The sequence below is a fragment of the Vibrio sp. V38_P2S17PM301 genome (assembly GCF_009904845.1).
GTDB classification, from domain to species: domain Bacteria; phylum Pseudomonadota; class Gammaproteobacteria; order Enterobacterales; family Vibrionaceae; genus Vibrio; species Vibrio proteolyticus.
This window is the reverse complement of the sequence record NZ_WXWO01000013.1, coordinates 111,253-136,308: the sequence shown is the minus strand read 5'-3', so window position 1 is coordinate 136,308 and position 25,056 is coordinate 111,253. Positions and strand designations below refer to the sequence as shown.

At 53.1% G+C, this 25,056-nt stretch carries 25 protein-coding genes and 3 tRNA genes; 18 read left to right on the top strand and 10 right to left on the bottom strand.

Features of this window, described 5'->3' with window-relative positions; translation table 11 throughout:
- Positions 1–2: 2 nt before the first annotated feature.
- The 12 genes from CAG64_RS03220 (at position 3) to luxS (ending at position 11,161) form a co-directional block, all read left to right on the top strand.
- A tRNA-Arg gene (locus tag CAG64_RS03220) sits at positions 3–79 on the top strand.
- A gap of 45 nt (positions 80–124) precedes the next feature.
- Positions 125–201, top strand: a tRNA-Arg gene (locus CAG64_RS03215).
- 65 nt (positions 202–266) lie between these two features.
- A tRNA-Arg gene (locus tag CAG64_RS03210) sits at positions 267–343 on the top strand.
- Between the two features lie 372 nt (positions 344–715).
- A complete protein-coding gene (locus tag CAG64_RS03205) occupies positions 716–973 on the top strand; it encodes an oxaloacetate decarboxylase subunit gamma (protein ID WP_161452739.1) in 258 nt (85 codons plus the stop codon).
- Between the two features lie 31 nt (positions 974–1,004).
- Positions 1,005–2,783 carry a sodium-extruding oxaloacetate decarboxylase subunit alpha gene (gene oadA / locus CAG64_RS03200; RefSeq protein ID WP_161452741.1) on the top strand — a complete coding sequence of 593 codons (1,779 nt, stop codon included), beginning with the start codon at positions 1,005–1,007 and terminating at the stop codon, positions 2,781–2,783.
- A 9-nt stretch (positions 2,784–2,792) separates the two neighbouring features.
- Positions 2,793–3,923 carry a sodium ion-translocating decarboxylase subunit beta gene (locus tag CAG64_RS03195; RefSeq protein WP_021705774.1) on the top strand — a complete coding sequence of 377 codons (1,131 nt, stop codon included), beginning with the start codon at positions 2,793–2,795 and terminating at the stop codon, positions 3,921–3,923.
- A 108-nt stretch (positions 3,924–4,031) separates the two neighbouring features.
- Entirely contained in the window at positions 4,032–4,979 is a 948-nt protein-coding gene (locus CAG64_RS03190; RefSeq protein WP_021705773.1) for an NADP-dependent oxidoreductase, read from the top strand.
- Positions 4,976–5,437, top strand: a complete 462-nt coding sequence (locus CAG64_RS03185; protein ID WP_161452743.1) for a YqaA family protein — start codon at positions 4,976–4,978, stop codon at positions 5,435–5,437. Before CAG64_RS03190 ends, CAG64_RS03185 begins: the two co-directional genes overlap by 4 nt.
- 9 nt (positions 5,438–5,446) lie before the next feature.
- Entirely contained in the window at positions 5,447–8,308 is a 2,862-nt protein-coding gene (locus tag CAG64_RS03180; protein ID WP_161488593.1) for a M16 family metallopeptidase, read from the top strand.
- A 109-nt stretch (positions 8,309–8,417) separates the two neighbouring features.
- Positions 8,418–9,983 (top strand): glutamate--cysteine ligase, encoded by a 1,566-nt coding sequence (gene gshA, locus CAG64_RS03175; protein WP_161488594.1) that lies wholly within the window; start codon positions 8,418–8,420, stop codon positions 9,981–9,983.
- Between the two features lie 9 nt (positions 9,984–9,992).
- A complete protein-coding gene (locus CAG64_RS03170) occupies positions 9,993–10,604 on the top strand; it encodes a transglycosylase SLT domain-containing protein (RefSeq protein WP_161488595.1) in 612 nt (203 codons plus the stop codon).
- 38 nt (positions 10,605–10,642) lie between these two features.
- A complete protein-coding gene (luxS, locus tag CAG64_RS03165; protein ID WP_161452749.1) occupies positions 10,643–11,161 on the top strand; it encodes an S-ribosylhomocysteine lyase in 519 nt (172 codons plus the stop codon).
- A gap of 58 nt (positions 11,162–11,219) precedes the next feature.
- Here the strand turns inward: luxS and CAG64_RS03160 are convergent, their stop codons facing one another.
- Together CAG64_RS03160 and CAG64_RS03155 are read right to left on the bottom strand one after the other, a co-directional pair.
- The gene (locus CAG64_RS03160; RefSeq protein WP_161452751.1) at positions 11,220–12,497 is read right to left on the bottom strand and encodes an HlyC/CorC family transporter; all 1,278 of its coding nucleotides are present in this window, start codon (positions 12,495–12,497) and stop codon (positions 11,220–11,222) included.
- 124 nt (positions 12,498–12,621) lie between these two features.
- On the bottom strand, positions 12,622–13,416 hold the full coding sequence (locus CAG64_RS03155; RefSeq protein ID WP_021705766.1) for a cytochrome C assembly family protein: 795 nt from the start codon (positions 13,414–13,416) through the stop codon (positions 12,622–12,624).
- Positions 13,417–13,605: 189 nt separating this feature from the next.
- On the opposite strand from CAG64_RS03155, the gene ffh reads away from it, so the two are divergent.
- The 5 genes from ffh (at position 13,606) to rplS (ending at position 17,189) form a co-directional block, all read left to right on the top strand.
- A complete protein-coding gene (gene ffh / locus CAG64_RS03150; protein ID WP_021705765.1) occupies positions 13,606–14,988 on the top strand; it encodes a signal recognition particle protein in 1,383 nt (460 codons plus the stop codon).
- 221 nt (positions 14,989–15,209) lie between these two features.
- Complete coding sequence (rpsP, locus tag CAG64_RS03145; RefSeq protein WP_021705764.1) at positions 15,210–15,458, top strand: 30S ribosomal protein S16; 249 nt, start codon at positions 15,210–15,212, stop codon at positions 15,456–15,458.
- A gap of 18 nt (positions 15,459–15,476) precedes the next feature.
- Entirely contained in the window at positions 15,477–16,025 is a 549-nt protein-coding gene (gene rimM / locus CAG64_RS03140; protein WP_021705763.1) for a ribosome maturation factor RimM, read from the top strand.
- A gap of 25 nt (positions 16,026–16,050) precedes the next feature.
- A complete protein-coding gene (trmD, locus tag CAG64_RS03135; protein WP_161488596.1) occupies positions 16,051–16,794 on the top strand; it encodes a tRNA (guanosine(37)-N1)-methyltransferase TrmD in 744 nt (247 codons plus the stop codon).
- Between the two features lie 41 nt (positions 16,795–16,835).
- Positions 16,836–17,189 (top strand): 50S ribosomal protein L19, encoded by a 354-nt coding sequence (gene rplS / locus CAG64_RS03130; protein WP_021705761.1) that lies wholly within the window; start codon positions 16,836–16,838, stop codon positions 17,187–17,189.
- A gap of 137 nt (positions 17,190–17,326) precedes the next feature.
- On the opposite strand, the gene yacG is transcribed toward rplS, so the two are convergent.
- The 8 genes from yacG to nadC all read right to left on the bottom strand — a co-directional run bounded on the left by yacG (position 17,327) and on the right by nadC (position 24,369).
- Complete coding sequence (gene yacG, locus CAG64_RS03125) at positions 17,327–17,521, bottom strand: DNA gyrase inhibitor YacG (RefSeq protein ID WP_161488597.1); 195 nt, start codon at positions 17,519–17,521, stop codon at positions 17,327–17,329.
- 80 nt (positions 17,522–17,601) lie between these two features.
- On the bottom strand, positions 17,602–18,342 hold the full coding sequence (gene zapD / locus CAG64_RS03120; RefSeq protein ID WP_021705759.1) for a cell division protein ZapD: 741 nt from the start codon (positions 18,340–18,342) through the stop codon (positions 17,602–17,604).
- 32 nt (positions 18,343–18,374) lie between these two features.
- The gene (gene coaE / locus CAG64_RS03115; RefSeq protein ID WP_021705758.1) at positions 18,375–18,983 is read right to left on the bottom strand and encodes a dephospho-CoA kinase; all 609 of its coding nucleotides are present in this window, start codon (positions 18,981–18,983) and stop codon (positions 18,375–18,377) included.
- 2 nt (positions 18,984–18,985) lie between these two features.
- Complete coding sequence (locus tag CAG64_RS03110) at positions 18,986–19,855, bottom strand: prepilin peptidase (RefSeq protein ID WP_161488598.1); 870 nt, start codon at positions 19,853–19,855, stop codon at positions 18,986–18,988.
- Positions 19,856–19,952: 97 nt separating this feature from the next.
- Entirely contained in the window at positions 19,953–21,182 is a 1,230-nt protein-coding gene (locus CAG64_RS03105; protein ID WP_161488599.1) for a type II secretion system F family protein, read from the bottom strand.
- A gap of 15 nt (positions 21,183–21,197) precedes the next feature.
- Positions 21,198–22,931: a type IV-A pilus assembly ATPase PilB gene (gene pilB, locus CAG64_RS03100; protein WP_237668233.1), complete on the bottom strand. Its 1,734-nt coding sequence runs from the start codon at positions 22,929–22,931 to the stop codon at positions 21,198–21,200.
- Entirely contained in the window at positions 22,880–23,284 is a 405-nt protein-coding gene (locus CAG64_RS03095) for a pilin (RefSeq protein WP_021705754.1), read from the bottom strand. The genes pilB and CAG64_RS03095 overlap by 52 nt, the downstream gene beginning before the upstream one ends.
- Before the next feature lie 197 nt (positions 23,285–23,481).
- Positions 23,482–24,369, bottom strand: a complete 888-nt coding sequence (gene nadC, locus CAG64_RS03090; RefSeq protein ID WP_161488600.1) for a carboxylating nicotinate-nucleotide diphosphorylase — start codon at positions 24,367–24,369, stop codon at positions 23,482–23,484.
- Positions 24,370–24,500: 131 nt separating this feature from the next.
- Here nadC and ampD point away from each other — a divergent pair, with 131 nt between their 5' ends.
- Complete coding sequence (gene ampD, locus CAG64_RS03085; RefSeq protein WP_021705752.1) at positions 24,501–25,049, top strand: 1,6-anhydro-N-acetylmuramyl-L-alanine amidase AmpD; 549 nt, start codon at positions 24,501–24,503, stop codon at positions 25,047–25,049.
- Positions 25,050–25,056 lie beyond the last annotated feature (7 nt).

The window sequence follows — 25,056 nt, the reverse complement described above, 5'->3', positions numbered from 1 at the left end:
GCGCGCTCGTAGCTCAGCTGGATAGAGTACCTGGCTACGAACCAGGCGGTCGGAGGTTCGAATCCTCCCGAGCGCGCCATTATTTCAGTTTGATGAGTTTGCAAAAGCTGATTGAACATCCCGTGCGTCCTTAGCTCAGCTGGATAGAGTACCTGGCTACGAACCAGGCGGTCGGAGGTTCGAATCCTCCAGGACGCGCCACTCTTTTTTAAAGCGAAGAGTTAGGTCATTGACCTGATATTGACTGTGTCGATATCGAAAACAGCGCGCTCGTAGCTCAGCTGGATAGAGTACCTGGCTACGAACCAGGCGGTCGGAGGTTCGAATCCTCCCGAGCGCGCCATCTTACAAAGCCTCGCATTTGCGAGGCTTTTTTATTGCCAACAATTTGATAGCTTATTGTTAACCGTTTAATTACAACCTATTGTTTTAAATGGTACTTCTTTAATTTTCTAACTGCCTCTCAGTATTCCTCACTTTTTTTACTTAATGTGGTTGTATTAACCTGTTAAACCGGCGATTTCTGGCAAATATTTCACTGATATGTGATTTATATGACGAATTATTCACCGTATGTGTGGATTGCCAGTCAGGTGGCCTTAAACAAAATTGACAATTTTTTACCAGTCGAGATAATCCTTATCCACTTGTCGGGATCGTTTTTTGTACAAATCCAGACAGTGTCTTGTCAGGATGACAAACGAAAGGAAGCTACATGACTAATATTGGAAGCCTGCTAGAGGACGCGGCAACCCTGATGTTTACAGGGATGGCGTTTGTCTTTCTATTCCTCACCATTCTTGTCTATCTCGTTCGGCTGATGTCCAAACTGGTACCAGAAGAAGTGCCAGAGCCGATCGCTACCCCTCATAATAACAATAATGTTCAATCGTCTTCGACCAAGGTTCAGCCTCAGGTGGTTGCGGCTATTTCTGCGGCCGTTCACCAACATCGGGCTCAAGCCGTTAAATAGACGTCGTACGATTTAAAAGGAGTTTAAGAACATGTCAAAACCACTAGCTATTACCGATGTGGTGCTTCGTGACGCCCATCAGTCTCTGTTCGCCACCCGTATGCGACTTGAAGACATGCTGCCAATTGCAGCTCAACTGGATAAAATCGGATATTGGTCGTTGGAAACCTGGGGCGGGGCCACGTTTGATGCGTGTATTCGTTTTCTGGGCGAAGATCCGTGGGAACGTCTGCGTGAGCTGAAGAAAGCCATGCCCAACACACCGATGCAGATGCTGTTGCGAGGACAGAACCTGCTTGGTTATCGTCACTATGCTGACGACGTGGTGGAAAAATTCGTCGAACGTGCACATGCCAATGGCATGGATGTGTTTCGTATTTTTGATGCGATGAACGATGTCCGAAACTTTCAGCGCGCGGTGAAGGCGGCGGTGGATGTCGGCGCACATGCACAAGGTACCCTGTCGTACACCACCAGTCCGGTGCACAATACAAACACCTGGGTGGATCTGGCCAAACGCCTCGAAGATCTGGGCTGTCATTCTTTGTGTATCAAAGACATGTCCGGGTTGCTTAAACCATATGAAGCGGAAGAGTTGATCACCCGGATCAAAGCATCGTGTGCGGTTCCGCTCGCGTTGCATTGCCATGCGACGACGGGGCTGTCGACAGCCACGGCGGTCAAAGCGGCAGAAGCGGGTGTGGATATCCTCGACACCGCAATTTCCTCCATGAGCAGCACATACGGCCATACACCAACCGAAACGGTGGTCGCGATGCTGGAAGGGACGGAGCGTGATACGCAGTTGAAACTTGATCAACTGGAGCCGATTGCGGCCTATTTCCGTGATGTGCGCAAAAAATACGCGCAGTTTGAAGGTCAATTGAAAGGGGTCGACTCACGTATTCTGATTGCTCAGGTGCCTGGTGGGATGCTGACCAACATGGAAAGTCAGTTGAAAGAGCAGGGCGCAGCGGATCGTATTGACGAAGTGCTGGAAGAGATCCCACGCGTGCGTGCGGATTTGGGTTTCATCCCGTTGGTGACTCCTACCTCGCAGATTGTCGGTACTCAGGCGGTGATTAACGTGCTGACCGGTGAGCGCTATAAGAGCATCACCAAAGAAACTGCCGGCGTATTGAAAGGCGAGTACGGCGCGGCGCCAGCTGAGCTCAATCAAGAGCTGCAGGCGAAAGTGCTGGATGGGGCGGAGCCGATCACTTGTCGTCCGGCGGACTTATTGACGGCTGAGCTGGATATGTTGACGGACGATCTGTTGACCAAAGCCAAAGCCGAGGGCATTTCGCTGGCCGAGGATGTGGTGGATGATGTGTTGACCTACGCGCTGTTCCCGCAGGTGGGGTTGAAGTTTCTTAAGAACCGCAACAATCCGCAGGCGTTTGAGCCGGCTCCTACTCTGGAATCGGCGCAGCAGGCTGCGGCGCCAGTTGCAAAGCCTGCAGGTGGCATTGAAACGTACAGTGTCAAAGTCGACGGTCAGGTGTACGACGTCGAAGTGGGGCCTCAGGGGCAACTGACCTCAGTGATGCCAGCAGGGCAAACCGCCGCTGCGGCTCAACCTGCGGTGGCCAGCAGTGCCGAAGCGGTACCGGCTCCGTTAGCGGGTAATATCTTCAAAGTGAATGTTCAGGCCGGGGCGCAGGTTGCGGAAGGCGACGTATTGCTGATCCTCGAAGCGATGAAGATGGAGACCGAAGTGCGCGCTGCGCGGGGCGGTGTCGTGCAGGATCTGCATGTCAAAGAGGGTGATTCCGTCACGGTTGGCGCACCACTGCTGAGCTTAGCGTAAGGGATCATCATGGACGGATTATTGACCCTGTGGCGCGAAACGGGTATCGCCAATTTCCAGCTTGGCCAGATCTGTATGATTCTGGTGGGCTGTCTGTTGCTGTTTCTGGCGATTCGCAAAGGTTTTGAGCCTCTGTTGCTGTTGCCGATCGGGTTCGGTGCGATACTGGCCAACATCCCGAATGCCGGATTCACGGAACCGGGAGGCTTGCTCTATTACGTCTACCATGTGGGGATTGAGTCAGGAGTGTTCCCGCTGCTGATCTTCATGGGCGTTGGCGCAATGACCGATTTCGGCGCACTGATTGCTAACCCGAAAACCCTGTGGTTAGGCGCGGCGGCGCAGTTCGGCATTTTTGCCACCCTGTTTGGTGCGATCTTGCTGAACTACGTGCCTGGTATGGAGTTCAGTATGGCGGACGCGGCTTCGATTGCCATCATCGGGGGGGCGGATGGCCCGACGGCGATTTTCCTTGCCAGCCGGTTGTCGCCGGAGCTGCTGGGCGCGATTGCCGTGGCGGCGTACAGTTACATGGCGCTGGTGCCGATCATTCAACCCCCCATCATGAAAGCGCTGACCAATGAGCAGGAGCGTAAGATTCAGATGGCGCAGTTGCGCCACGTCGGCAAAATGGAGAAAGTTCTGTTTCCGCTGGCGGTGTTGCTGATGACCATTCTGTTTCTGCCGTCGGCGACCCCGTTGGTTGGCATGTTCTGTCTTGGCAACCTGATGCGCGAAGCGGGTGTGGTGGAGCGATTGTCCAAAACAGCACAAAACGAGCTGATCAACATTGTGACGATCTTCCTCGGACTCGGCGTGGGATCGAAACTGCAAGCGGATAAGTTCCTCAACCTGGAAACGCTGGGTATTCTGGCGCTGGGCGCAGTGGCGTTCAGTATCGGTACGGCGGCTGGGGTCTTAATGGCCAAACTGCTGAATAAGTTCTCCAAAGAAGACATTAACCCACTGATTGGGGCGGCTGGGGTTTCCGCAGTGCCGATGGCGGCGCGGGTGGTGAATAAAGTGGGCCTTCAAGCCAACTCACAGAACTTCCTGTTGATGCACGCCATGGGGCCGAATGTAGCCGGGGTGCTGGGGTCGGCCGTGGCCGCCGGTATTTTGCTGGCGCTGGTTGGGTAAATTGTCGGTGAAATTGTCACCAAGCCCATTCACGTAATGGTGATAAATGTTATATATTCAAAGGGATGCTTTCGCATCCCTTTTTCTTTTTGCACAGGGAATAACAAAATGGAAAACAAGCAGATTGCGATTACCCAATTTGGCGGCAGTGATGTCTTGGCCCTTCAAACTTCTGCGACACCCGAGCCGCAGCCGGGAGACGTGCTGATCCAGGTCGCATTTGCAGGCGTCAATCCGATTGATGTGAAGACCCGTGCAGGTTTGGGCTGGGCAGCAGCGCAGAATAAGGACAAACTGCCTTGGGTTCCGGGTTACGATGTCGCGGGCAAAGTGATTGCCGTGGGACAGGGCGTGACTCGTTTTGCCCTCGGAGACAACGTGGCGGGCTTCATTGGTTTCCCGTTGACCGGAGGGGGGTACAGTCAGTATGTCGCGGTACCCAGTCAGGCGCTGAGCCGTGTACCGGACGCGGTGACATTGGAGGCTGCCGCGGCGCTGCCATTGGCCGGACAAACGGCGGCGCAGGCGCTGAACAAAGCGCAGGTCAAAGAAGGCGACCGGGTACTGATCCTGGCGGGCGCGGGTGGTGTCGGGCATCTGGCGGTTCAAATCGCCGTAGCTGCGAAAGCAGAAGTCTACACTACCTGCAGCGAACGCAATCTCGACTATCTGGCGACACTCGGCGCTCACGCGGTCAACTATCAGTTTGCCCCGGTGTCAGAGCGCCTTAGTGATGTGGACGTACTCATCGACCTGGTCGGTGGGGACGCAGCACTGGACGCGCTGAAATGCCTCAAAGACGAGGCCCGCGTAGTGACGGTGCCGACGCTGACAGCAGAGTTGATTTGTGAAAAAGCCAAACTGCTCGGTTTTGAGGCGACCGGCATGTTGGTTGACCCCAATCCAGAGCAAATGGAGACCTTGCTGTATATGGTCAGTGTTGGCCTGCTCAAAACGGAAATTCAACATATCTATCCCCTCGAACAGGCGGCTCAGGCTCATGAGCAGATTGAGTCCGGCCGCACCCGCGGAAAGCTATTGCTCAAAATGCAATGATTGAGGCGTTCAACGCCGGATTTGAGAACATGGCGCTGTGGTTCTCGGATTCGGCTTTGTGGGTACTCTTTTTCAGCGGATTTCTCAGTGCGACTCTGTTACCCGGTGGCTCGGAAGCGGGGCTGATCGTCACCTTATCTCTTCATCAGTATGCTCCCGGCTGGGTGATATTGACCGCGACTTTAGGTAACACGCTCGGCGGTCTGACCAACTACTGGTTAGGTTGGTGGCTACCCAATCGAACTCAAGACCAAAAACATGGTCATAAAGCTCTGTATTGGTTAAATAAGTACGGCTACTGGTCTCTGTTACTCAGTTGGCTGCCCGTTGTGGGCGACCCGCTGTGTTTGGCTGCGGGCTGGCTCAGAATGCGTTTTGTGCCGAGTCTGATTTTGATTTTTGTCGGTAAAGCGCTGCGTTATGGTGCGCTTGCCGCTGTGTATTACGGTTTTTTTTAAGGAGAAGTCATGAGGAAATTCTGGCTTGGTGCGTTTTCTGTTATCGCTCTGTACGGATGCTCGAATTCTGACGCCCCTACCTCGCTCGCCTCATCTTCATTGCCATCAGGCGTCACTTTGGTGGAAAACGTCCCTGCCCAGCCGGGTAAGGTGATGATTCCCTATTCGAAATATCAATTGGAGAACGGCCTGACGGTCATTTTGTCTCCCGATCATTCTGATCCGCTGGTGCATGTTGATGTTACTTATCATGTCGGCTCGGCGCGGGAAGAAGTCGGAAAGTCCGGCTTTGCTCACTTTTTTGAGCATATGATGTTCCAGGGCTCGAAGCACGTTGGCGATCAGCAACACTTTAAACTGATCACCGAAGCGGGTGGGACGCTCAACGGCACCACCAACCGCGACCGGACTAACTATTTCGAAACCGTGCCATCTAACCAACTGGAAAAAATGTTATGGCTGGAATCGGATCGCATGGGGTTCCTGTTGGATGCCGTCTCACAGCGCAAATTTGAAATTCAGCGTGATACGGTGAAAAACGAACGCGCACAGAATTTTGACAACCGGCCTTACGGCACCATGTGGGAGAAAATGGCCGAAGCCATGTATCCGGAAGGACATCCGTATTCCTGGCAGACCATCGGATACGTTGAAGATTTGGATCGGGTGGATGTGAATGATCTTAAAGCTTTCTTCTTGCGTTGGTATGGCCCCAATAACGCGGTGTTGTCGATTGGTGGGGACATTGATATCAAGCAGACGCTGGCATGGGTCAACAAATACTTTGGTTCTATTCCAAAAGGGCCACAAGTGGATAACGCACCGAAACAGCCGGCCGTTTTACCCAACGATCGTTACGTGACGATGGAAGATCGCATTCAGCAGCCAATGGTGCTGATTGGGTGGCCGACTACCTATCGTGGTGAGGAAACACAGGCGTCGCTGGACGCGTTGGCGAATGTCCTCGGAAATGGCGCCAACAGTTTGTTGTATCAGAAGCTGGTCAAAACGCAGAAAGCGGTCGACGCCGGTGCGTTTCATGACTGCGCCGAGTTGGCGTGTAATTTCTACGTCTATGCCATGGCGCCGTCAGGGGAAAAAGGCCAGCTCAAACCGCTGTACAATGAAGTGATGCAAACGCTCAGCGGTTTTGCCCAACAAGGAGTGGACAACGACCGGCTGGAGCAAATCTCCGGTATGGCGGAAGCCAATGCTGTGTTTGCGCTGCAGAGTGTTCGAGGCAAAGTGACGCAACTGGCGTCCAACCAGACGTTTTATGGCCAACCTGATCGATTGCAGGCCAAATTGGATCAAATTCGCGCCGTTACGCCAGACTCAGTCATGGCGGCTTATCAAGATTTCCTTAATGGTCATCCGAAAGTAACGCTGAGCGTTGTCCCACGTGGTAAAACCGACTTTGCTGTGCGTAAAGCTGATTTTGTCACGCCGCCGCGCAGTTTGCCCGAGTATCAAAAAATCCGTGATGATCAACTCAACTTTCGTCAAGTCAGCGATGATTTTGACCGCGCGGTGATGCCAGCGGTGGCTGAGCCAGTCAAAGCCACCATGCCGGAGTTGTACGAGTTGTATTTGGCTAATGGGACTGAAGTGCTGGGAACGCAAAGCTCAGAAACGCCCACCGTACAGATTCAGTTCCGTCTGCCGGCAGGAGAGCGCCAAGTCGCGCAAGGCAAAGAAGGGCTGGCCAACCTGACGGCGTCTTTGTTGCAGGAAGGCACCACGGAGCACAGTGTTGAACAACTTCAGGCCAAGTTGGATAAACTGGGCAGTGTGGTCAGTATTGACGCTGGTCCGTATGCCACCACGCTGAGTGTCTCCAGCCTCAAGAAGCACGTCAGCGAGACGTTGGCGGTAGTCGAAGAAATGCTGTTCAAGCCTGTGTTCAACGAAAAGGACTTCAAGCGTGTCAAACGTCAGATGCTGGAAGGTGTCGTATATCAGCATCAGAAACCGAGCTGGCTGGCCTCACAGGCTACACGTGAAGTGTTGTTTGGCAACTCGATTTTCGCCCGCACCAGCGACGGCACCCGGGCGTCGATCAGCAGCCTGACGCTCGAAGACGTCAAAGCGTTCTATCGTCAGAATTATACCCCAAACGGAGCACAAATAGTGGTAGTGGGTGACATCAGTAAAAAGTCGGTGGCGAAAGCGCTGCAATTCTTCTCGGCCAGAAAAGGTGAGCCGTCTTCGCTGTATGGCCCAGCGAGCGTCAAGCCACTTGGCGAGCAGCGTATTTATCTGGTCGACAAACCTGATGCGCCGCAGTCGGTGGTGCGTTTTGTGCGTCAGGGCTTGCCGTTTGATGCCACGGGTGAAGTGTTCCAGACGCGCCTGGCGAACTTCAATCTGGCTGGCAACTTCAACAGCCGGATCAACATGAATCTGCGTGAAGATAAAGGTTACACGTACGGCGCTGGCGCGTATTACGCTGCAAACCGAGAGGTCGGGGCCGTGGTGTTTGATGCTCAGGTCAGAGCGGATGCAACGGTGGCGTCGATTGAGGAGCTGCGTAAAGAGATGGCCCGTTACAGCGAACAGGGAATGACGGATGATGAGATGAAATTTATGCGCCTTGCCATCGGTCAACAAGAAGCGTTGAGTTATGAAACACCGTCACAGAAAGCGCAGTTGCTCAGTAATATCCTGACGTACAGCCTCGATCCGGACTATCTGCAACAGCGCAACCAGATAGTGGCGAGCGTGAACAAAGCGACGCTCAATCAACTGGCGAAAAAGTGGTTTAATCCGAAGGATTATCAAATTATTGTCGTCGGTGATGCAAAGCGCTTACGTCCACAGTTAGAAAAATTGGATATTCCGGTGGAAGATCTTGAAATCATGAGCCAGTAGCCTCATAAATTAGAGAATGTGCAAAGAGGGCAAAAGCGCTTGCCCTCGAATTGACCCAAAGCCTGCCTGAAAGTCAGCCTTCAGGCACAGATAATAAGCGAACCTCATTTTGACTGATTTTGCTGCACGACTCGAGGTCGTCGCCCAACACCCGCAAGTGTTCAAACAGTTTGGCCGTGGTGTAGAGCGAGAGACTCTGCGATACCAACAAGACGGCAAACTGGCCACGACACCTCACCCACAGGGGTTGGGATCGGCATACAGTAATGACCTGATTACGACGGACTTTTCTGAATCTCTGCTGGAATTTATTACTCCGGTATCACGCGATATCGACACTTTAATGGCCCAGTTGGAAGACATTCATCACTTTACCCAGACCAAGCTGGGGGATGAGAAAATGTGGCCGTTGTCGATGCCGTGTTATGTCGGTGATGAAAGCGACATTAACTTAGCGCAGTACGGCAGCTCCAACGCAGGGAAAATGAAAACCCTGTACCGTGAAGGTCTCAAACGCCGTTACGGCAGTCTGATGCAAATTATTTCCGGGGTGCACTTCAATTTTTCCTTCCCGGAGAGTTTCTGGGATGCGCTGTTTGGTGAGCAAAGCGAGCATGAGCGTGAAGTGTCCCGCTCCCAGGCATACTTTGGTCTGATTCGGAACTACTACCGCTTTGGTTGGCTGATCCCGTTTTTCTTTGGCGCATCGCCGGCATTGTGTCCGTCGTTTATTCAGGGTCGCGAAACCCGACTGCCGTTTGAACATATCGGCAAGACCTTGTTTCTGCCGCAGTCTACGTCACTGCGCCTGAGTGATCTGGGCTACACCAACCATGCCCAGAGCGCGCTGAAAATCGGCTTTAACAGCCTGGATGAATACCTGCAAGGGCTCAATCAGGCGATCCGGACCCCCTCGGATGAATTTGCGCAAATCGGTGTCAAAGTGGACGGCGAATACCGCCAGCTCAATACTAATGTGCTGCAGATTGAAAATGAACTCTATGCGCCAATCCGGCCGAAGCGTGTCGCGCGCAGCGGAGAGAAACCGTCGGAAGCGCTGGCGCGTGGCGGAGTGGAATACATTGAAGTGCGCTCACTGGATGTGAACCCCTTCAGCCCGGTGGGTATCACGCCTGAGCAGGTGCGCTTTCTTGATCTGTTCCTGACCTGGGCGGTGCTGTCGGACTCAGATCCAATGGACTTTTGTGAGCAAGCCTGTTGGCGGGACAACTGGAACAAAGTGATACTCGAAGGCCGCAAGCCTGGTCTGGAGCTGCAGATTGGCTGCGACGGTGAGCGTCTGACGTTGCAGACGTGGGCCAAACGGGTGTTTGCTGATTTGAGGCGTATTGCGCAGCACATGGACGCTGCGCACGGCACTGATGACTATCAGGCGGTGTGTGACAAGCTGGAGCAATGGATTGATAACCCACAACTGACCATTTCAGCGCAGCTGTTGGAGCTGACCAAGGAGCTGGGCGGACTGGGAGGCGTGGGCTGTTCGCTGGGTAAAGAGTACCGTCAGCATCATCTGGCGCATCAGTACAAGGTGTACAGCGAATCGCACATGGAGCAGGAAGTCATTGCGTCGCGTGTGAAACAGAAAGCGGCGGAAGACGCCGACACACAGAGTTTTGATGAGTTCTTAAGCGATTATTTTGCTTATCTGAAATAAGGGAATAAGATGACAATCTCGCCGATTCAATGCGCTGTTGCCGGCCTGGTGAGCCTGATGTTGACCGGATGTGCCACTGCGCCGCCTAAGCAACAGAACAACATCTGCGAGATTTTCCGCGAAAAGCCGTCCTGGTATGAAGATGCATTAGCGATGCAGGAGCAGTGGGGCACGCCGATAAATGTTGCGATGGCGTTTGTGAAACAGGAGAGCAGTTTCCGTCACGATGCTAAGCCGCCTAAAGATTACCTGCTGGGGTTTATCCCCTGGGGCCGGGTCAGTAGCGCGTACGGGTACGCTCAGGCACAGGATCCAGCCTGGGACGATTTCCAGGATGCGACCGGAACTGGCGGCTCGCGCAGCAACTTTGATGACTCACTGATGTTTATTGGCTGGTACACCACAGAGACCCGGCGCCAACTGGGGGTTTCATTGTGGGACCCGTATAACCAGTATCTGGCCTATCATGAAGGTCGGGGGGGCTATAAGCGCAAAACCTACAATGCCAAACCGTCGTTGAAGCGGGTGGCAAGGAAAGTGGAAAAACAGGCCAAAGATTATGGCTGGCAACTGAAACAGTGCCGCCAGGAGCTGGAAGACAACCGAAGCTGGTTTTTCTGATATCAGCAGTGGTCAATACGGACAGGGAGAGAAGGACAATGCCGTTACTCGATAGTTTTACTGTGGATCATACCCGGATGCATGCCCCGGCGGTGCGCGTGGCGAAAACCATGCAGACACCAAAAGGCGACACGATCACGGTCTTCGATCTGCGATTCACCATCCCGAATAAGGATATTTTGTCGGAACGTGGGATCCACACTCTAGAGCATCTGTTTGCAGGTTTCATGCGTGCCCACCTCAATGGCGATGGCGTGGAGATCATCGATATTTCGCCGATGGGCTGTCGCACTGGCTTTTACATGAGTTTGATTGGCACCCCGGACGAGTCGCGTGTGGCGCAGGCCTGGCTGGCAGCTATGCAGGATGTCCTGAAAGTGGAGAGCCAGAATAAGATACCGGAGTTGAACGAGTACCAGTGTGGTACCGCCGCAATGCATTCACTGCAGGAAGCGCAACAGATCGCTCAGAGTGTGATTAGCAGCGGGATCGCCGTCAACCGGAATGACGAACTGGCGTTGCCGGACAGCATGCTCAAAGAGTTGAAAGTCGACTGAGCAGCAGAAGAACAAAAAAGCCCTGGCAAGATGTCCAGGGCTTTTTTTGCACGGCTGGTCAGTGTTTGTTCTTCGGCCGTTTCGGGAAGACGCGCACCAGTTTGATGCGGTTCTCTTCCAGCTCAACAATCTCCATCGGATGGCCGGACACCTGCACACTGAGGTGACTCTCGGGAATGTCTTCCAGGTGTTCGAGAATCAGACCGTTGAGGGTGCGTGGTCCGTCTGTGGGCAGTTTCCACTTCAAACCTTTGTTGATATCGCGAATGTTAGCACTGCCCTCAATCAGGAAGCTGCCATCGCCTTGTGGGGTGATTTCATCCGACAAACTTGGTGCGATGGAGGTGGTGAATTCACCAACGATCTCTTCCAGAATGTCTTCCAGAGTGATCAACCCGTTGATATCGCCATACTCATCGACAATCAGACCAATTCGTTGCTTGTTGCGCTGGAATTTGAGCAACTGGACATTGAGCGGTGTGCTTTCCGGAATGAAGTACACTTCATCGGCGGCGCGCAGCAGTGTCTCTTTGTTGAATTCATTTTTTTCCAACATCAGACGATACGCTTCACGCAGACGCAGCATACCCACCGCTTCGTCTATTTGGTCACGGTAGAGCACGATGCGGCCGTGTGGTGAGTGGGTCAACTGACGCACAATCGATTTCCAGTCGTCATTGATGTCGATACCGGTGATCTCGTTACGCGGGACCATAATGTCGTTGACCGTAACATGCTCCAGATCGAGGATCGAGATCAGCATGTCCTGGTGACGACGCGGGATCAGGCCACCGGCTTCATTAACGACGGTCCGCAGTTCCTCCGAACTCAGGTGGTCAGCGCCACCATGATCCGCAGTAACGCCCAGCAGGCGAATAAAACCGTTGGTGATGAAGTTGACCAGTAACACCAGTGGCGACAAAAGTTTCATCAGCAGCGAAAGCAGAACACTACTGGCGTAAGAGACCCGTTCCGGGTACAGCGCCGCCAGCGTTTTTGGGGTCACTTCGGCAAACACCAGGATCACCAGGGTGAGGACACCAGTGGCGATCGCCACCCCAATATCCCCGTAGAGGCGCATACCAAGAATGGTGGCAATGGCTGAGGCGAGAATGTTAACCAGGTTGTTGCCGATAAGGATGAGGCCAATGAGGCGGTCAGGTCGGTCGAGCATTTTTTCGACGCGTTTGGCGCCTTTGTGGCCACTGTTGGCCAGGTGCTTAAGACGGTAACGGTTCAGAGACATCATGCCGGTTTCTGAACCTGAAAAGTAGCCGGAAATGACGATAAGACACGCCAGAATCGCAAACAAAATACCCGTTGAAATGTCTTCCAAAACTTACGTTATCCTTAAAATGTCCTGGTTAAGTTATGACCGAACGAGGTCATGATGTCAATCTCGCTAGCCGGGGTAGGTATTGTAAAAGAAAGGTGCATTTTATGCACCTTCTCTCAATGGGTTAGGTCAGAATGATCTCGCGGACAAAGCGACTGCCGAAGTAGGCCAGTGTCAGCAGAGTCGCCCCCGCGACGGCAAACCAGGTCACCTTGCGGCCACGCCAGCCTTTCTGATAGTGCCCCCACAGCAAGATGGAATAGACGATCCAGGCGATAAACGACAGGATCGCTTTGTGGGCTTTGCCCTGCGCGAACATATCCTGAACAAAGGCGTAGCCTGTTACCAGAGTCCCGGTCAGCAAAAGCGTACCGATCAGAATGATCTTGAAAAGCTGACGTTCCACCATCATTAAAGGAGGCAGGTTAGGATTGATCGCCAGCGCTTTCTTGCTTTTGAGTTTGTAATCCAGCCATGCCAACTGTAGAGCGTACAACGCACCGATGGTCAGGGTGGAATAAGAGAACAGCGCCAGAGAAATGTGGATCAGCAGTTTCGGATTGGTTTCCAGATGCGTGATGAAGGTGCTGGGTAAAAATGTCGCGGCGGAAAGGTTGATGGCCGCAAAGCTGTAAACCACAGGCAGCAGGAACCACAACCGTGTTTTGAGCATCGCAACACTCATGACGACGGAAATGATAAAGCTGATCAGAGAGGCGACATTGAGAATGCTCAGATTCTGCCCGGTTCCTTCCAGGATCAGATCACTCAGTAGCCAGGCATGAAACACAAGAGCAAGCGTGGCACTGACCAGTACGGTTTTGGCTCGGATGCCGGTCTGATGCACCAGACCCGGAACTATGGTTGCAATCGCCAGCACGTACAGCATGGCAGCAACAACAGCGATTAAGGTGTCCATTTCTCTCGTAAAACTGTTGGGTGAATTGTCGAATTATACCTTGCATCAAGCGCTTGGGCTATGTTCGATCCAGATCCAATTGTGCTAGATGAGAGATCAAAACAAGTTTGCTTTGTTATAACGGGTGTCCAGCACCCGCTGGCTAAGGTATACTCGCATCAATAATCGCCTATAAGCGAAGAGAGAAGTATGTTTGAGAATTTAACGGATCGATTATCCAAAACGCTGAAAAATCTCAGCGGTAAAGGTCGTCTGACCGAAGAGAACATCAAAGACACCCTGCGTGAAGTACGCATGGCGCTGCTGGAAGCGGATGTCGCGCTGCCAGTTGTACGTGAGTTCATCAAGCGCGTGAAAGAGCGCGCCGTCGGTGTGGAAGTGTCGAAATCCCTGACTCCGGGGCAAGAGTTCATCAAGATCGTTCAGGCGGAACTGGAAGCCGTGATGGGCGAGTCGAACGAAGCACTGAACCTGGCGGCGCAGCCGCCTGCGGTGATTCTGATGGCGGGCTTGCAAGGGGCCGGTAAAACCACTTCGGTCGGTAAACTGTCTAAGTTACTGAAAGAGCGTGATAAGAAGAAAGTGCTGGTGGTGTCGGCAGACGTGTATCGCCCGGCGGCGATCAAACAGCTCGAAACACTGGCCAATGATCTGGGGGTGGACTTCTTCCCATCGTCACCGGATCAGAAACCGATCGACATTGCGAACGCTGCCATCGATCACGCCAAGAAAAAGTTCTATGACGTGCTGCTGGTCGATACCGCAGGTCGTCTGGCGGTGGATGAGCAGATGATGGCGGAAATCCAGCAGCTGCACTCGGCGATAGACCCGGTGGAAACGCTGTTTGTGGTCGATGCCATGACAGGTCAGGATGCGGCCAATACGGCGAAAGCGTTTGGTGATGCACTGCCACTGACCGGTGTGATCCTGACGAAAGTAGACGGTGATGCCCGCGGCGGTGCTGCGCTGTCGGTGCGTCATATCACAGGCAAACCGATCAAGTTCCTGGGGGTGGGTGAAAAGACCGATGCTCTGGAACCGTTCCATCCGGATCGCGTTGCCTCGCGTATTCTGGGCATGGGCGATGTGCTGTCACTGATCGAAGATCTGCAGCGCAACGTTGACCAGGAAAAAGCGGAAAAACTGGCCAAGAAGTTCAAAGAGAAGAAAGGCTTTGATCTGGAAGATTTCCGTGAGCAGTTAGGTCAGATGCAAAACATGGGTGGCATGATGGGGATGCTGGATAAGCTGCCTGGCATGTCGCAATTGCCATCGGATGTGAAAGACAAAGTCGATGACAAAGTCTTTAAACAGATGGAAGCGATCATCAGCTCGATGACAATGAAAGAGCGTCACAACCCGGACCTCATCAAAGGCTCGCGCAAAAAACGTATCGCTGCCGGTTCAGGAACTCAGGTTCAGGACGTCAACCGCCTGCTGAAACAGTTCACCCAAATGCAGAAGATGATGAAGAAAATGCAGAAAGGTGGCATGAAAGGCATGATGCGCAACATGCAGGGCATGATGGGTGGCATGGGCGGCGGTGGTGGTTTTAACCCGTTTGGTCGCTGAGAAGGGCGCTGAATTCGTCACCAAGTTTATTTTCAGGGTGTTAGCCACATCACAAACTTAAATCCGGATTTATGTTGGTGAAAAAGTAGCTAAATCCCTTGCAATGCTTCGGAATAAGAGTAAAATTCCGGAGCTTTATTTTGGCACGAGACCCCAGATTGCTTAGTAAAATGAGCGGTTAATGGGGTTAATTTTATTTTTGAGAAAGCAAAGAGGACGATATGGTAACCATTCGTTTGGCACGTCACGGCGCTAAAAAGCGTCCATTCTATCAAATCGTAGTAGCGGACAGCCGCAATTCTGCAACTGGCCGTTTCATCGAGAAAGTAGGTTTCTTTAACCCTACTGCTCAAGGTCAAGAAGAAGGTCTACGTCTGGACCTGGATCGCGTTAACCACTGGGTTGGTCAAGGCGCATCTCTGTCTGACCGCGTAGCTAAGCTGGTTAAAGACGCTCAAAAAGCGGCTTAATTGAATAGCTTACATTCGATGGAAGGTAAAGAAACAATGAGCAAGCAAGGCGATAAAATCGTCGTAGGCAAGTTTGGTGCTACTTACGGCATTCGTGGCTGGCTTAAAGTTTTTTCTTTCACAGACAATGCTGAAAGCATTTTCGATTACAGCCCTTGGTTTGTGAACCATAAGGGCGAGTGGGTCGAGTACAAAGTAGAAAGCTGGAAGCGCCATAACAAAGGCATGGTGGCTAAGCTGGAAGGCATGGATATTCGTGAAGACGCGCATCTGTTGACGAACTTTGAAATTGCAATTGACCCGGCGGTACTGCCTGAATTGTCAGAAGATGAATTCTACTGGCGTGAGTTGTTCGGAATGCAGGTTGTGACCACGAAAGGTTACGATCTGGGCGTGGTGACTGACATGTTAGAAACCGGCTCGAACGATGTTCTGGTAGTGAAAGCGAATCTGAAAGATGCTTTCGGACAAAAGGAACGTTTAATTCCGTTCCTTGAAGAGCAAGTGATCGTAAAAGTCGATCGCCAAGCTCAACGGATCGAAGTTGACTGGGATCCTGGATTTTAACTCCAAGTAACGGAGCGACAGAACAATGTGGGTTGGCGTAATCAGCCTTTTTCCAGAAATGTTCCGCAGCGTTACTGATTATGGAGTAACAGGCCAGGCGGTAAAAAAAGGTCTTTTGTCGGTTGATTGCTGGAATCCTCGTGATTTCACACACGACAAACATCGCACTGTCGATGATCGACCTTACGGTGGTGGCCCCGGTATGTTGATGATGGTTCAGCCTTTGCGCGACGCCATTGATGCAGCCAAACAAGCCTCACCGGGCAAGACGAAAGTCATTTATCTCTCTCCGCAAGGTCGTAAACTCGACCAACAAGGTGTGGAGGAGCTGGCAACAAATGAGAACTTGCTTCTGATTTGCGGCCGCTATGAAGGGGTAGATGAGCGCATCATTCAATCGGAAGTTGACGAAGAATGGTCAATTGGCGATTTTGTGATGACGGGTGGTGAGATACCAGCCATGACGCTGATCGACTCGGTGTCCCGGTTCATTCCGGGTGTGCTGGGGGATTTTGCATCGGCAGAGGAAGACTCTTTTGCCAATGGCTTACTGGATTGTCCTCACTACACGCGTCCTGAGATGTTGGATGGGATTGAAGTACCTGCGGTGCTCAAATCCGGCAACCACAAGGACATTCGTCGTTGGCGATTGAAACAATCGCTGGGCCGTACCTGGCTGAGAAGACCAGAGCTCCTGGAAAACCTAGCTCTGACTGACGAACAGGAACAATTACTGGCTGAGTTCATTAAAGAGCACAGAACCCAGTAACCTATTTTATTTAGTATCAGTTTATTCTAGGAATTTTAAAAATGAGTAACATCATCAAAGCTCTTGAGCAAGAGCAAATGAAACAAGACCTGCCTAAATTTGCACCAGGTGACACTGTTGTAGTTCAGGTTAAAGTAAAAGAAGGTGAGCGTGAGCGTCTACAGGCTTTTGAAGGCGTTGTAATCGCAATCCGTAACCGTGGTCTTCACTCTGCTTTCACTGTACGTAAGATCTCTAACGGTGAAGGTGTTGAGCGTACGTTCCAAACACACTCTCCAATCGTTGATAGCATCGAAGTTAAACGCCGCGGTGCAGTACGTCGTGCCAAGCTGTACTACCTGCGTGAGCGTTCTGGTAAGTCTGCTCGTATCAAAGAGAAACTTGCTAAGAAGTAATGCTATAACTAGCGTTCTCATCGTAAAAACGGAGCCCCAGGGCTCCGTTTTTTTATTGTGCGTAACAGATACCGCGCACTTGTGAACCGCGCCTACAAAAAAGGCCGATACCGGGTATCAGCCTATTTATGACGAGATTACTGATCTTCTGACCAGCCATCGCTGTCGGACATGTCCGGAGCGCCGGGAATCGATTTCTCTTCGTCTGCCCACTCGCCAAAATCTATCATCTGACACTGTTTGCTGCAGAAGGGGCGGAATGGGCTTTGCACACCCCATTCAACGTCGGCGCCACATTGCGGGCATTTGACCACGGTTTGTTTTTTCGACATGGATACCATCCAATAGCAGAATTTGCGTTATTGTCGGTGCAGCGGCTTGGAATTGCAACCGTACCGAAGGCGCCAGCGGTTTAACCGCACACCGCTAAATCAAATTCAATATTCTGAGTGCTGGCCTGACCGCTTTCAAAATCCATAAACTTGATCGCGAAGCGATTCTTGTGGCCGGATATCATCGGGTAGACCCCATATTCGACCGGGATTTTGAGACGTAGGATATTGGCTTCGTCGGCATCGCTCTGGAAAAAGCCAGCTTGTGCCTGCCGGGCACGAAACTGACCGGTCTCACGGGTCAATTTGAGCCACAACTCCAGTGCGTTGGCCAGAGGCTCCAGACTGCGCATCCACTGACTGGCATCGTCAATTTTGCGCTCTACCGGGCGGTGCAGCCAGTGGTGAAGCGCTGGTAAATCGAAACAACAGGCGCCGCCGGGCAGGTTGAATCGTTGACGGATCATGCTGAGAAAGCGGTCTTCTTTGAAGCTCTGACCAAATCGTTCAGCGCCCATCAACTCACTGTAGGCCTGGTCCACTTCGCTGAGGATCTGATCCAGCATTTCCTGATCCACGCCTTCGACATTGCGCCAGTTGCGATACGTCTGGCGTTGTTTTTCAATGTCCTTGGCCAGTTCGCTTTTCAACTGGATCTGTTCAAAAATTTCCAGCAGATCGAACAAAGAGCGGAAAAACAGTAAGTGCTGTAACTCATCGGTGAACTGAGACGAAACGTGCAGTTGGTTGAGCAGGGACTCAACGCGCAGATACATGCGTGTTTTCTCGTTTAGCGGATGTTCAAAGTAATGAGTGGTCATCGAGTTAGCCTTACGTTGTTATGCCTCTATTCTCACAGATCTTTCCCACAGAGTGCCAGATACTTTTGGTGTAATTTTGTGATTTGAGGCAAAAGTTTCTGGTTTTCAGTATCATTTTTAATCACATCGTCAGCAATGGCTAAACGTTGCTCGCGGCTTGCCTGTGCTTGAAGGATCGCGCGGGCCTGTTGCTCAGAAACATCGTCTCGCACCATGGTACGCGCGACTTGTGTGTGTTCTTCGACATCGACAACCAGCACTCGGTCAGCCATGCTCTGCAGGTCGTTTTCTACCATCAGCGGGATCACCAGTAAAGCGTAAGCAGAGCTGACTTCCTGTAGATCATCACGCATCTTCTGACGGATCATCGGGTGCAGCAATTGGTTAAGCCAGTTTTTCTCCGCCGGATCAGAAAAAATTTTTTCACGCAGCGCCGCGCGATTGAGCAGGCCTTCCGGAGTCAGAATATCTTCACCGAAACGTTTGATGATGGCTTTCAGGCCTGGTGTGCCGGGTTCGACCACCTCGCGGGCGACGACGTCGGCGTCGATAACATCAATACCAAAGTGATCGCGAAACAGGTTTGCGACCGTTGTTTTCCCACTGGCGATACCGCCAGTGAGCCCGATTACCAATGCCATAGTTACAGCCCTAATAGTGTCGACAGATACAGGTTCATGATTTGAGAACCCCACATCATACAGACCCAGCCAGCAATCGCCAGATACGGACCGAATGGAAATGCTTTATCGATCCCCTGTTTTTGCCATTTCAGTTGCAGCAGGCCAAATATGACGCCCACCACGGAAGAGAGCAGAATGACCAGCGGCAACGACTGCCAGCCTAGCCAGGCCCCTAACGCTGCCAACAATTTGAAGTCGCCGTACCCCATGCCTTCTTTGCCGGTCAACAGTTTAAACCCCCAGTACACCAGCCACAGCGAGAGGTAGCCGGCGACGGCACCAATGACGGCATCTTGCAAGGACACCGGACTGATACCCAATAGTGCCAGAACGATACCGGCCCAGGTCAGCGGCAGGGTTAGTTGATCGGGAAGCAGCATGGTGTCGAGATCAATGAAAGTCGCCGCGAGCAGCACAAAGCTGAAAAACAGCAGACTGATGGCATAATCGCTGAAACCGAACCGCAGACTGATCGCCAGACACAAACTGGCACTCAGCAGCTCGACTAACGGATAGCGGGCACTGATGCGCGCCTGACAAGTTCGGCAGCGTCCTTTAAGGAGCAACCAACTGAGCAGGGGAATGTTGTCGCGTACCCGGATCGGAGCGTGGCAGTGCGGGCAACGGGAAGCGGGGATACTGAGCGTCAGCTTGCCTTCTGGGATGGGCAGCTGGTATTCCGGAAATGATTCGGCACATTCCGTGCGCCACTCTCGTTCCATAATTTGCGGCAGGCGATGGATCACCACGTTCAGAAAACTGCCGATGATCAGGCCAAATACGGTGGCGAAAACGGGAAACAGCCACGGGTAAAAGTGAAAGATGTCCATATAAAAACTCAGTTGCGTGCCACTTTACAAGCACGTCCGCCGTTAGGCTGGTCGTCTTGAGGAGAAAAATACGACATTTTGTCGTCTGTCGCTAATCTTATCCTAACACGCTCATTAAATTAAAGATTGGCAAGTACATGGCGATCACCAGACCACCAACCAGCCCACCGAGTAGCAGGATCAAGACGGGCTCAATCAGTTTACTCAGGTTATCTACGCTGTTTTCGACGTCGTGTTCGTACAGGTCGGCCACTTTATTGAGCATCTCGTCCAGACGCCCCGCTTGTTCGCCAATCATTACCATCTGAATCATCAGCTCAGGAAAGACCTGATGCCGACGCATTGCATGATGCAAGGCAATACCCGCTGCGGCGTCGTGACACAACTGCTCGGCGGCGAACTGATAATGCAGGTTGCCGCAAGTCCGTGCGCCGCCCTGCAGAGATTGCAGTATCGGGACGCCGGCTGCAAAGCTGGTGGCGAGTGTGCGACTGAAACGAGCCAGCGCCGCTTTGCGAAGTAGCCCACCAAATACAGGTAAGCTCAACACCCATTGATGGCTTCGTCGTCGCAGCCGCTTAGAGCGGCGGCGTAAGGCGTTGAGTGTCAGAATCGCCAGGAAAATGCCAGCGAGCGCCGTCAGGCCGGCCTGGCGCATCAGTTCTGAGGCATGAATGACCTGACGTGTGAACCATGGCAGCTGGGCCCCAAAGCCGCGAAACATGGCTTCGAACTCTGGGATCACCATGGTCAGCATCAGATAAGTGACCAGCACGGCGGCTGCGATGACCACGGCCGGGTAAATCAGGGCTTTAATTACTTTGGCCCGCAGTTGCTCACTGTTTTCCCGGTAGCTGGCCAGGCGGCAGAATATGCGACTTAACTGGCCGGATTGCTCGGCGCTGGCGACCAGCGCAATGTACACCGAATCGAACGCGCCCAGGGCGCTGCGCAGACTGTCAGACAACGGGGTGCCGGCTTCCACCCGGCCAATCACACCATTGAGCAGGGCCTGCATTGCGTGGTTTCGATGATGATCTCGCACCAGGTTGAGAGCGTCGAGTATCGGTACGCCGCTGGAAAGCATGGTTGCGAGTTGGCGAGTGAACAGCGTAATGTCACGAGAGGCGATCCGGGTGGTGAACCGGCTCAGCAGTGGCCGGGCACATGGACGAATCCGGGCTAAGCGGATGTGTTGCCCGTTGAGATGTCGGCGGACCTCACTTTCACTGCCAGCGAGCAGAGAGCCCGCACGTTTTTGGCCATGCTGGTCACGCCCCTGCCAGCGAAAGTAACTTAAGGATTGACGCGGATTGCGTTGTGTCATCGTATTGCTGCCGATTTAAAGGTGCAACACGCGCTGCAATTCCGCCAGACTGGTGTGTCCCTGACGCAGCAGATCCGCAGCCGATTGCACCAGTGTCTGCATGCCCGACTGCACAGCCAGAGTTTCCAGTTCATGTTTGCTGGCTCGCGCGATCAACGCGTCTGCCAGTGGCGCCGTCAATGGCATCATTTCATACACGCCAATTCGGCCACAATAGCCATGGGTACAGTGAGGGCAGCCGGGCTCATGAGCTGAAAAACAGGAATGGGCGATATTGAGCTGATGTTGCCAGTACTCAGGTAGAGCGTGTGTACGCTTACAGTGGGGGCAGAGCCGGCGCACCAGACGCTGCGCGATGATCAGCGACAACGAAGCCGAAAGATGATACGGCGCGATGCCCATGTTCGTCAGACGGGTTAACGTCTCGGCGGCGGAGTTGGTGTGCAACGTGGACAGTACCAGATGTCCGGTTTGCGCGGCGGTCACGGCAATCTGGGCGGTTTCACTGTCGCGGATTTCACCCACCATGATGATGTCCGGATCCTGGCGTAAAAAAGCTCGCAGCGCAGTCGCGAAATTGAGGCCAATCGCCGAATCAATGTGAACCTGATTGACACCCGGCAGATTGATTTCGACCGGGTCTTCTGCGGTGGCGATATTGACCTGGCTGGTATTGATGTGTTTTAGGCCAGCATACAGCGACACCGTTTTGCCACTGCCGGTCGGGCCGGTGATTAATATCAATCCCTGGGGTTTACTCAGAGCACCAAGATACAGTTGTTGCTGCTTCTCGTTGAGCCCAAGCGATGTGATCTGTAGGGCCGTGGCCTGATTATCGAGTATGCGCAGCACCACTTTTTCACCCCACAGGGTTGGTAACGTCGAGACGCGCATATCAATCGCCTGTTGTTCACTGAGGCGTAGCTTGAGGCGGCCATCTTGCGGCAGACGTCGCTCTGCGATATCCAGACGGGCGAGGATCTTCAGCCGGGCCGTCAGGCGGCGGCTGAGGTGGTTAACCGAATGCGGGCTGTCGACCAGAACGCCATCACAACGCAGGCGAATACGATACTGGTGTTCATACGGCTCAAAATGGATATCGGAAGCCTGTCGCTGCACCGCATCCAGCAGAACCTGGTGGATGAAACGACTGACGGGCGAGTCATCTTCCCGCAACAAGTCGGTTTCCTGGCGTTCTGCTGCGCTGTTGTCTTCCAACCCGGCCAGCTCTTCCTGTGATACCTCTTTGCTGGCTGACGTGCTCAGACTTGGATGACGGCCGTACAACTGGCGAATGGCACTCAGCAGATGGTCTGCACGGGCGATTCGGTATTCTATCGTCAGTCCGGTGGCAAAACGGAATTCGTTCTCGGCCTCTTTAACTGACGGATCTGCGACCGCCAGAATCAGGCACTGCGCATCGTAGGCCAGCGGCAGCGCCTGATAACGGTATATCAGCTCGCGCAGGGCGAACCGCTGACACACGGACTGATAATCGAAGTCAGCCAGCTCGATTATCGGCAGAGCAAACAGCTCGCCAATCTGATGCGCCAACTGACCGAGATCAAGATGAGTCAGGGCCATCAGGGCATTGGCGGCGTGGGGTGTCTCGTGCAGTGCGTTGTGGAGGGCTTCACCATCCTGACGGTTGAGTAACCCCGCCTGACTTAACACTGCGGCGAGAGACGAACCGGACATCACGAGCAGCCGTTTGGTTTGATGTCGTTGCCAGCCCCACTGACCTGACATCCCCAGCCGCTGGTACCACGACTGAAGGTAATGGTGGCGCCATTGATTGAACTGTCGCTGAAGGTAAAACGCAGACCATCGTTGGATGAGAGGAGGCTGACAGTCCCCAGTGTGCTGGACCCGGCAGAGATACCGAGATCATTGGTCAAGCTGGCGCCACTGAGTGAGCTGTTCTGCTGATAGTAGATCTCGGCTGGGGTGATCAGGGACTTTATTGTCGCCAGTCCTGAGGCCATCTCACTTTTGGAGACATAGCTTTTGTAGGCCGGTACCGCAATGGCCGACAGAACACCGATAATCGCCACGACGATCATCAGTTCGATCAGGGTAAATCCGGAATGGGCGGTGCGCATGGTTGCTCCTTGCTGTTGGGAACGCAGTGGGCGCAGAGCGTAAGATGTGGTAAGGCGGGAAGACTAGCGCCTCAAGTGCCGTTCGCGAGCAAGGTAGAGCAGGGTGAGAGACCACAGACATATCAGCTGCAGGATTTTTCGGTCAGGCTCAAACAAAAAAGGAGCCATTGGCTCCTTTTTTGAGTAACGCTCAGCGATTACTGAAAGCGCATCGACAAATCCAGCGCTCGGACGTGTTTGGTCAGTGCGCCGACCGAGATGTAATCCACGCCCGTTTCGGCGTATTCACGCAGTGTCTCGAGGGTGACATTCCCGGAGTTTTCCAGTGCTGCACGCCCGGCGTTGATTTTCACTGCTTCACGCATCATATCGGTACTGAAGTTATCCAGCATAATGATGTCGGCCCCGGCACCGATAGCCTGGTTCAGCTCTTGCAATGATTCCGTCTCCACCTCAACCGGTTTTCCTGGGTTAAGGTGTTTGGCGGTTTTGATCGCTTGGGCGATTCCCCCGCAGGCGATGATGTGATTCTCTTTGATCAGATAGGCATCGAATACGCCGATACGGTGGTTGAACCCTCCGCCGCATGCGACAGCGTATTTGAGCGCGCTGCGCAGGCCTGGAATGGTTTTCCGGGTGTCCAGCAACTTACATTGCGTGCCTTGCAACTGAGCGGCGTATTGCGCAGTCACTGTGGCACAGCCGGACAGGGTCTGAATAAAGTTCATGGCATTGCGCTCGCCGGTGAGCAGAATGCGTGCCGGACCCGACAGTGTGCATAAGGTTTGGTTAGGGATGACCGCTTCACCGTCCTGAACATGCCAGTCGATAGTGACTTCGCCGCCCAACTGACGAAAGACTTCGTCGGCCCAGGCTTGCCCGCAGAAGATACCGTGCTCACGGGTGATGATGGTCGCGACGTTGTGGGCATCGGCTGGGATCAGACTTGCGGTGATGTCCGCAGCGGGATCTAACGTGCCTCCCAAATCCTCTTTGAGCGCATCGGTAACGGCTCGGGAAATTTCCTTGGGAAGCTGCTGTTTCAGGTAGTCCAGGCGCGCCTGACTGTTGTGTGTCTCTTTCATCGCAAATCTATAACCGGGTTAAACAGAGAGGGCATAATACGCGGAGTGGGGACGAAATTCAGCCATTAATCTCGCATTTCAGCGCAGGCAGGATAAAATCAGCAACAAATGAATGCGTAAAGGCTAACAGTATGATTGATCACGCCGGCTGGTATCACAATGCCAGACACGTCCCTTCTCCGTTTTATGATCAGCGCAGTGATGAACAGGATATTTCTTTGCTGGTGATTCATAACATCAGCTTGCCGCCCGGGCAGTTTGGCGGACCATACATTGAACAGTTTTTTACCGGCCGGTTGAACCCGGATGAGCACCCGTTTTTTAACGTGATCCATCCGTTGCGGGTCTCGGCGCATTGTTTGATCCGCCGTGACGGTGAAGTGGTGCAGTTCGTGCCGTTTCGTGCAAGAGCCTGGCATGCCGGCACCTCATCATTTGCCGGGCGTGATAGATGCAATGATTATTCGATAGGTATCGAGCTGGAAGGCAGTGATTTTGTCGCGTACAGCGACGCTCAGTATCAGGCGCTGAATGAGCTGACCCAGGCGTTGATGTTGGCCTATCCGGCGATCACCTTGCCGCGGATCACCGGACATCAGTATATCGCGCCGCTGCGCAAAACCGACCCGGGCCTGGTGTTTGACTGGTCACGGTATAAAGGCGCACTGAGCAGCCAATAGGTGCGTG

Bases quoted from the DNA above. Each gene is read 5' to 3' on its own strand.
- CAG64_RS03205 (WP_161452739.1), top strand. From the start codon at position 716: ATGACTAATATTGGAAGCCTGCTAGAGGACGCGGCAACCCTGATGTTT.
- oadA (WP_161452741.1), top strand. From the start codon at position 1,005: ATGTCAAAACCACTAGCTATTACCGATGTGGTGCTTCGTGACGCCCAT.
- CAG64_RS03195 (WP_021705774.1), top strand. From the start codon at position 2,793: ATGGACGGATTATTGACCCTGTGGCGCGAAACGGGTATCGCCAATTTC.
- CAG64_RS03190 (WP_021705773.1), top strand. From the start codon at position 4,032: ATGGAAAACAAGCAGATTGCGATTACCCAATTTGGCGGCAGTGATGTC.
- CAG64_RS03185 (WP_161452743.1), top strand. From the start codon at position 4,976: ATGATTGAGGCGTTCAACGCCGGATTTGAGAACATGGCGCTGTGGTTC.
- CAG64_RS03180 (WP_161488593.1), top strand. From the start codon at position 5,447: ATGAGGAAATTCTGGCTTGGTGCGTTTTCTGTTATCGCTCTGTACGGA.
- CAG64_RS03170 (WP_161488595.1), top strand. From the start codon at position 9,993: ATGACAATCTCGCCGATTCAATGCGCTGTTGCCGGCCTGGTGAGCCTG.
- luxS (WP_161452749.1), top strand. From the start codon at position 10,643: ATGCCGTTACTCGATAGTTTTACTGTGGATCATACCCGGATGCATGCC.
- CAG64_RS03155 (WP_021705766.1), bottom strand. From the start codon at position 13,416: ATGGACACCTTAATCGCTGTTGTTGCTGCCATGCTGTACGTGCTGGCG.
- ffh (WP_021705765.1), top strand. From the start codon at position 13,606: ATGTTTGAGAATTTAACGGATCGATTATCCAAAACGCTGAAAAATCTC.
- rpsP (WP_021705764.1), top strand. From the start codon at position 15,210: ATGGTAACCATTCGTTTGGCACGTCACGGCGCTAAAAAGCGTCCATTC.
- rimM (WP_021705763.1), top strand. From the start codon at position 15,477: ATGGAAGGTAAAGAAACAATGAGCAAGCAAGGCGATAAAATCGTCGTA.
- trmD (WP_161488596.1), top strand. From the start codon at position 16,051: ATGTGGGTTGGCGTAATCAGCCTTTTTCCAGAAATGTTCCGCAGCGTT.
- rplS (WP_021705761.1), top strand. From the start codon at position 16,836: ATGAGTAACATCATCAAAGCTCTTGAGCAAGAGCAAATGAAACAAGAC.
- yacG (WP_161488597.1), bottom strand. From the start codon at position 17,521: ATGTCGAAAAAACAAACCGTGGTCAAATGCCCGCAATGTGGCGCCGAC.
- zapD (WP_021705759.1), bottom strand. From the start codon at position 18,342: ATGACCACTCATTACTTTGAACATCCGCTAAACGAGAAAACACGCATG.
- coaE (WP_021705758.1), bottom strand. From the start codon at position 18,983: ATGGCATTGGTAATCGGGCTCACTGGCGGTATCGCCAGTGGGAAAACA.
- CAG64_RS03110 (WP_161488598.1), bottom strand. From the start codon at position 19,855: ATGGACATCTTTCACTTTTACCCGTGGCTGTTTCCCGTTTTCGCCACC.
- CAG64_RS03105 (WP_161488599.1), bottom strand. From the start codon at position 21,182: ATGACACAACGCAATCCGCGTCAATCCTTAAGTTACTTTCGCTGGCAG.
- pilB (WP_237668233.1), bottom strand. From the start codon at position 22,931: ATGTCAGGTCAGTGGGGCTGGCAACGACATCAAACCAAACGGCTGCTC.
- CAG64_RS03095 (WP_021705754.1), bottom strand. From the start codon at position 23,284: ATGCGCACCGCCCATTCCGGATTTACCCTGATCGAACTGATGATCGTC.
- nadC (WP_161488600.1), bottom strand. From the start codon at position 24,369: ATGAAAGAGACACACAACAGTCAGGCGCGCCTGGACTACCTGAAACAG.
- ampD (WP_021705752.1), top strand. From the start codon at position 24,501: ATGATTGATCACGCCGGCTGGTATCACAATGCCAGACACGTCCCTTCT.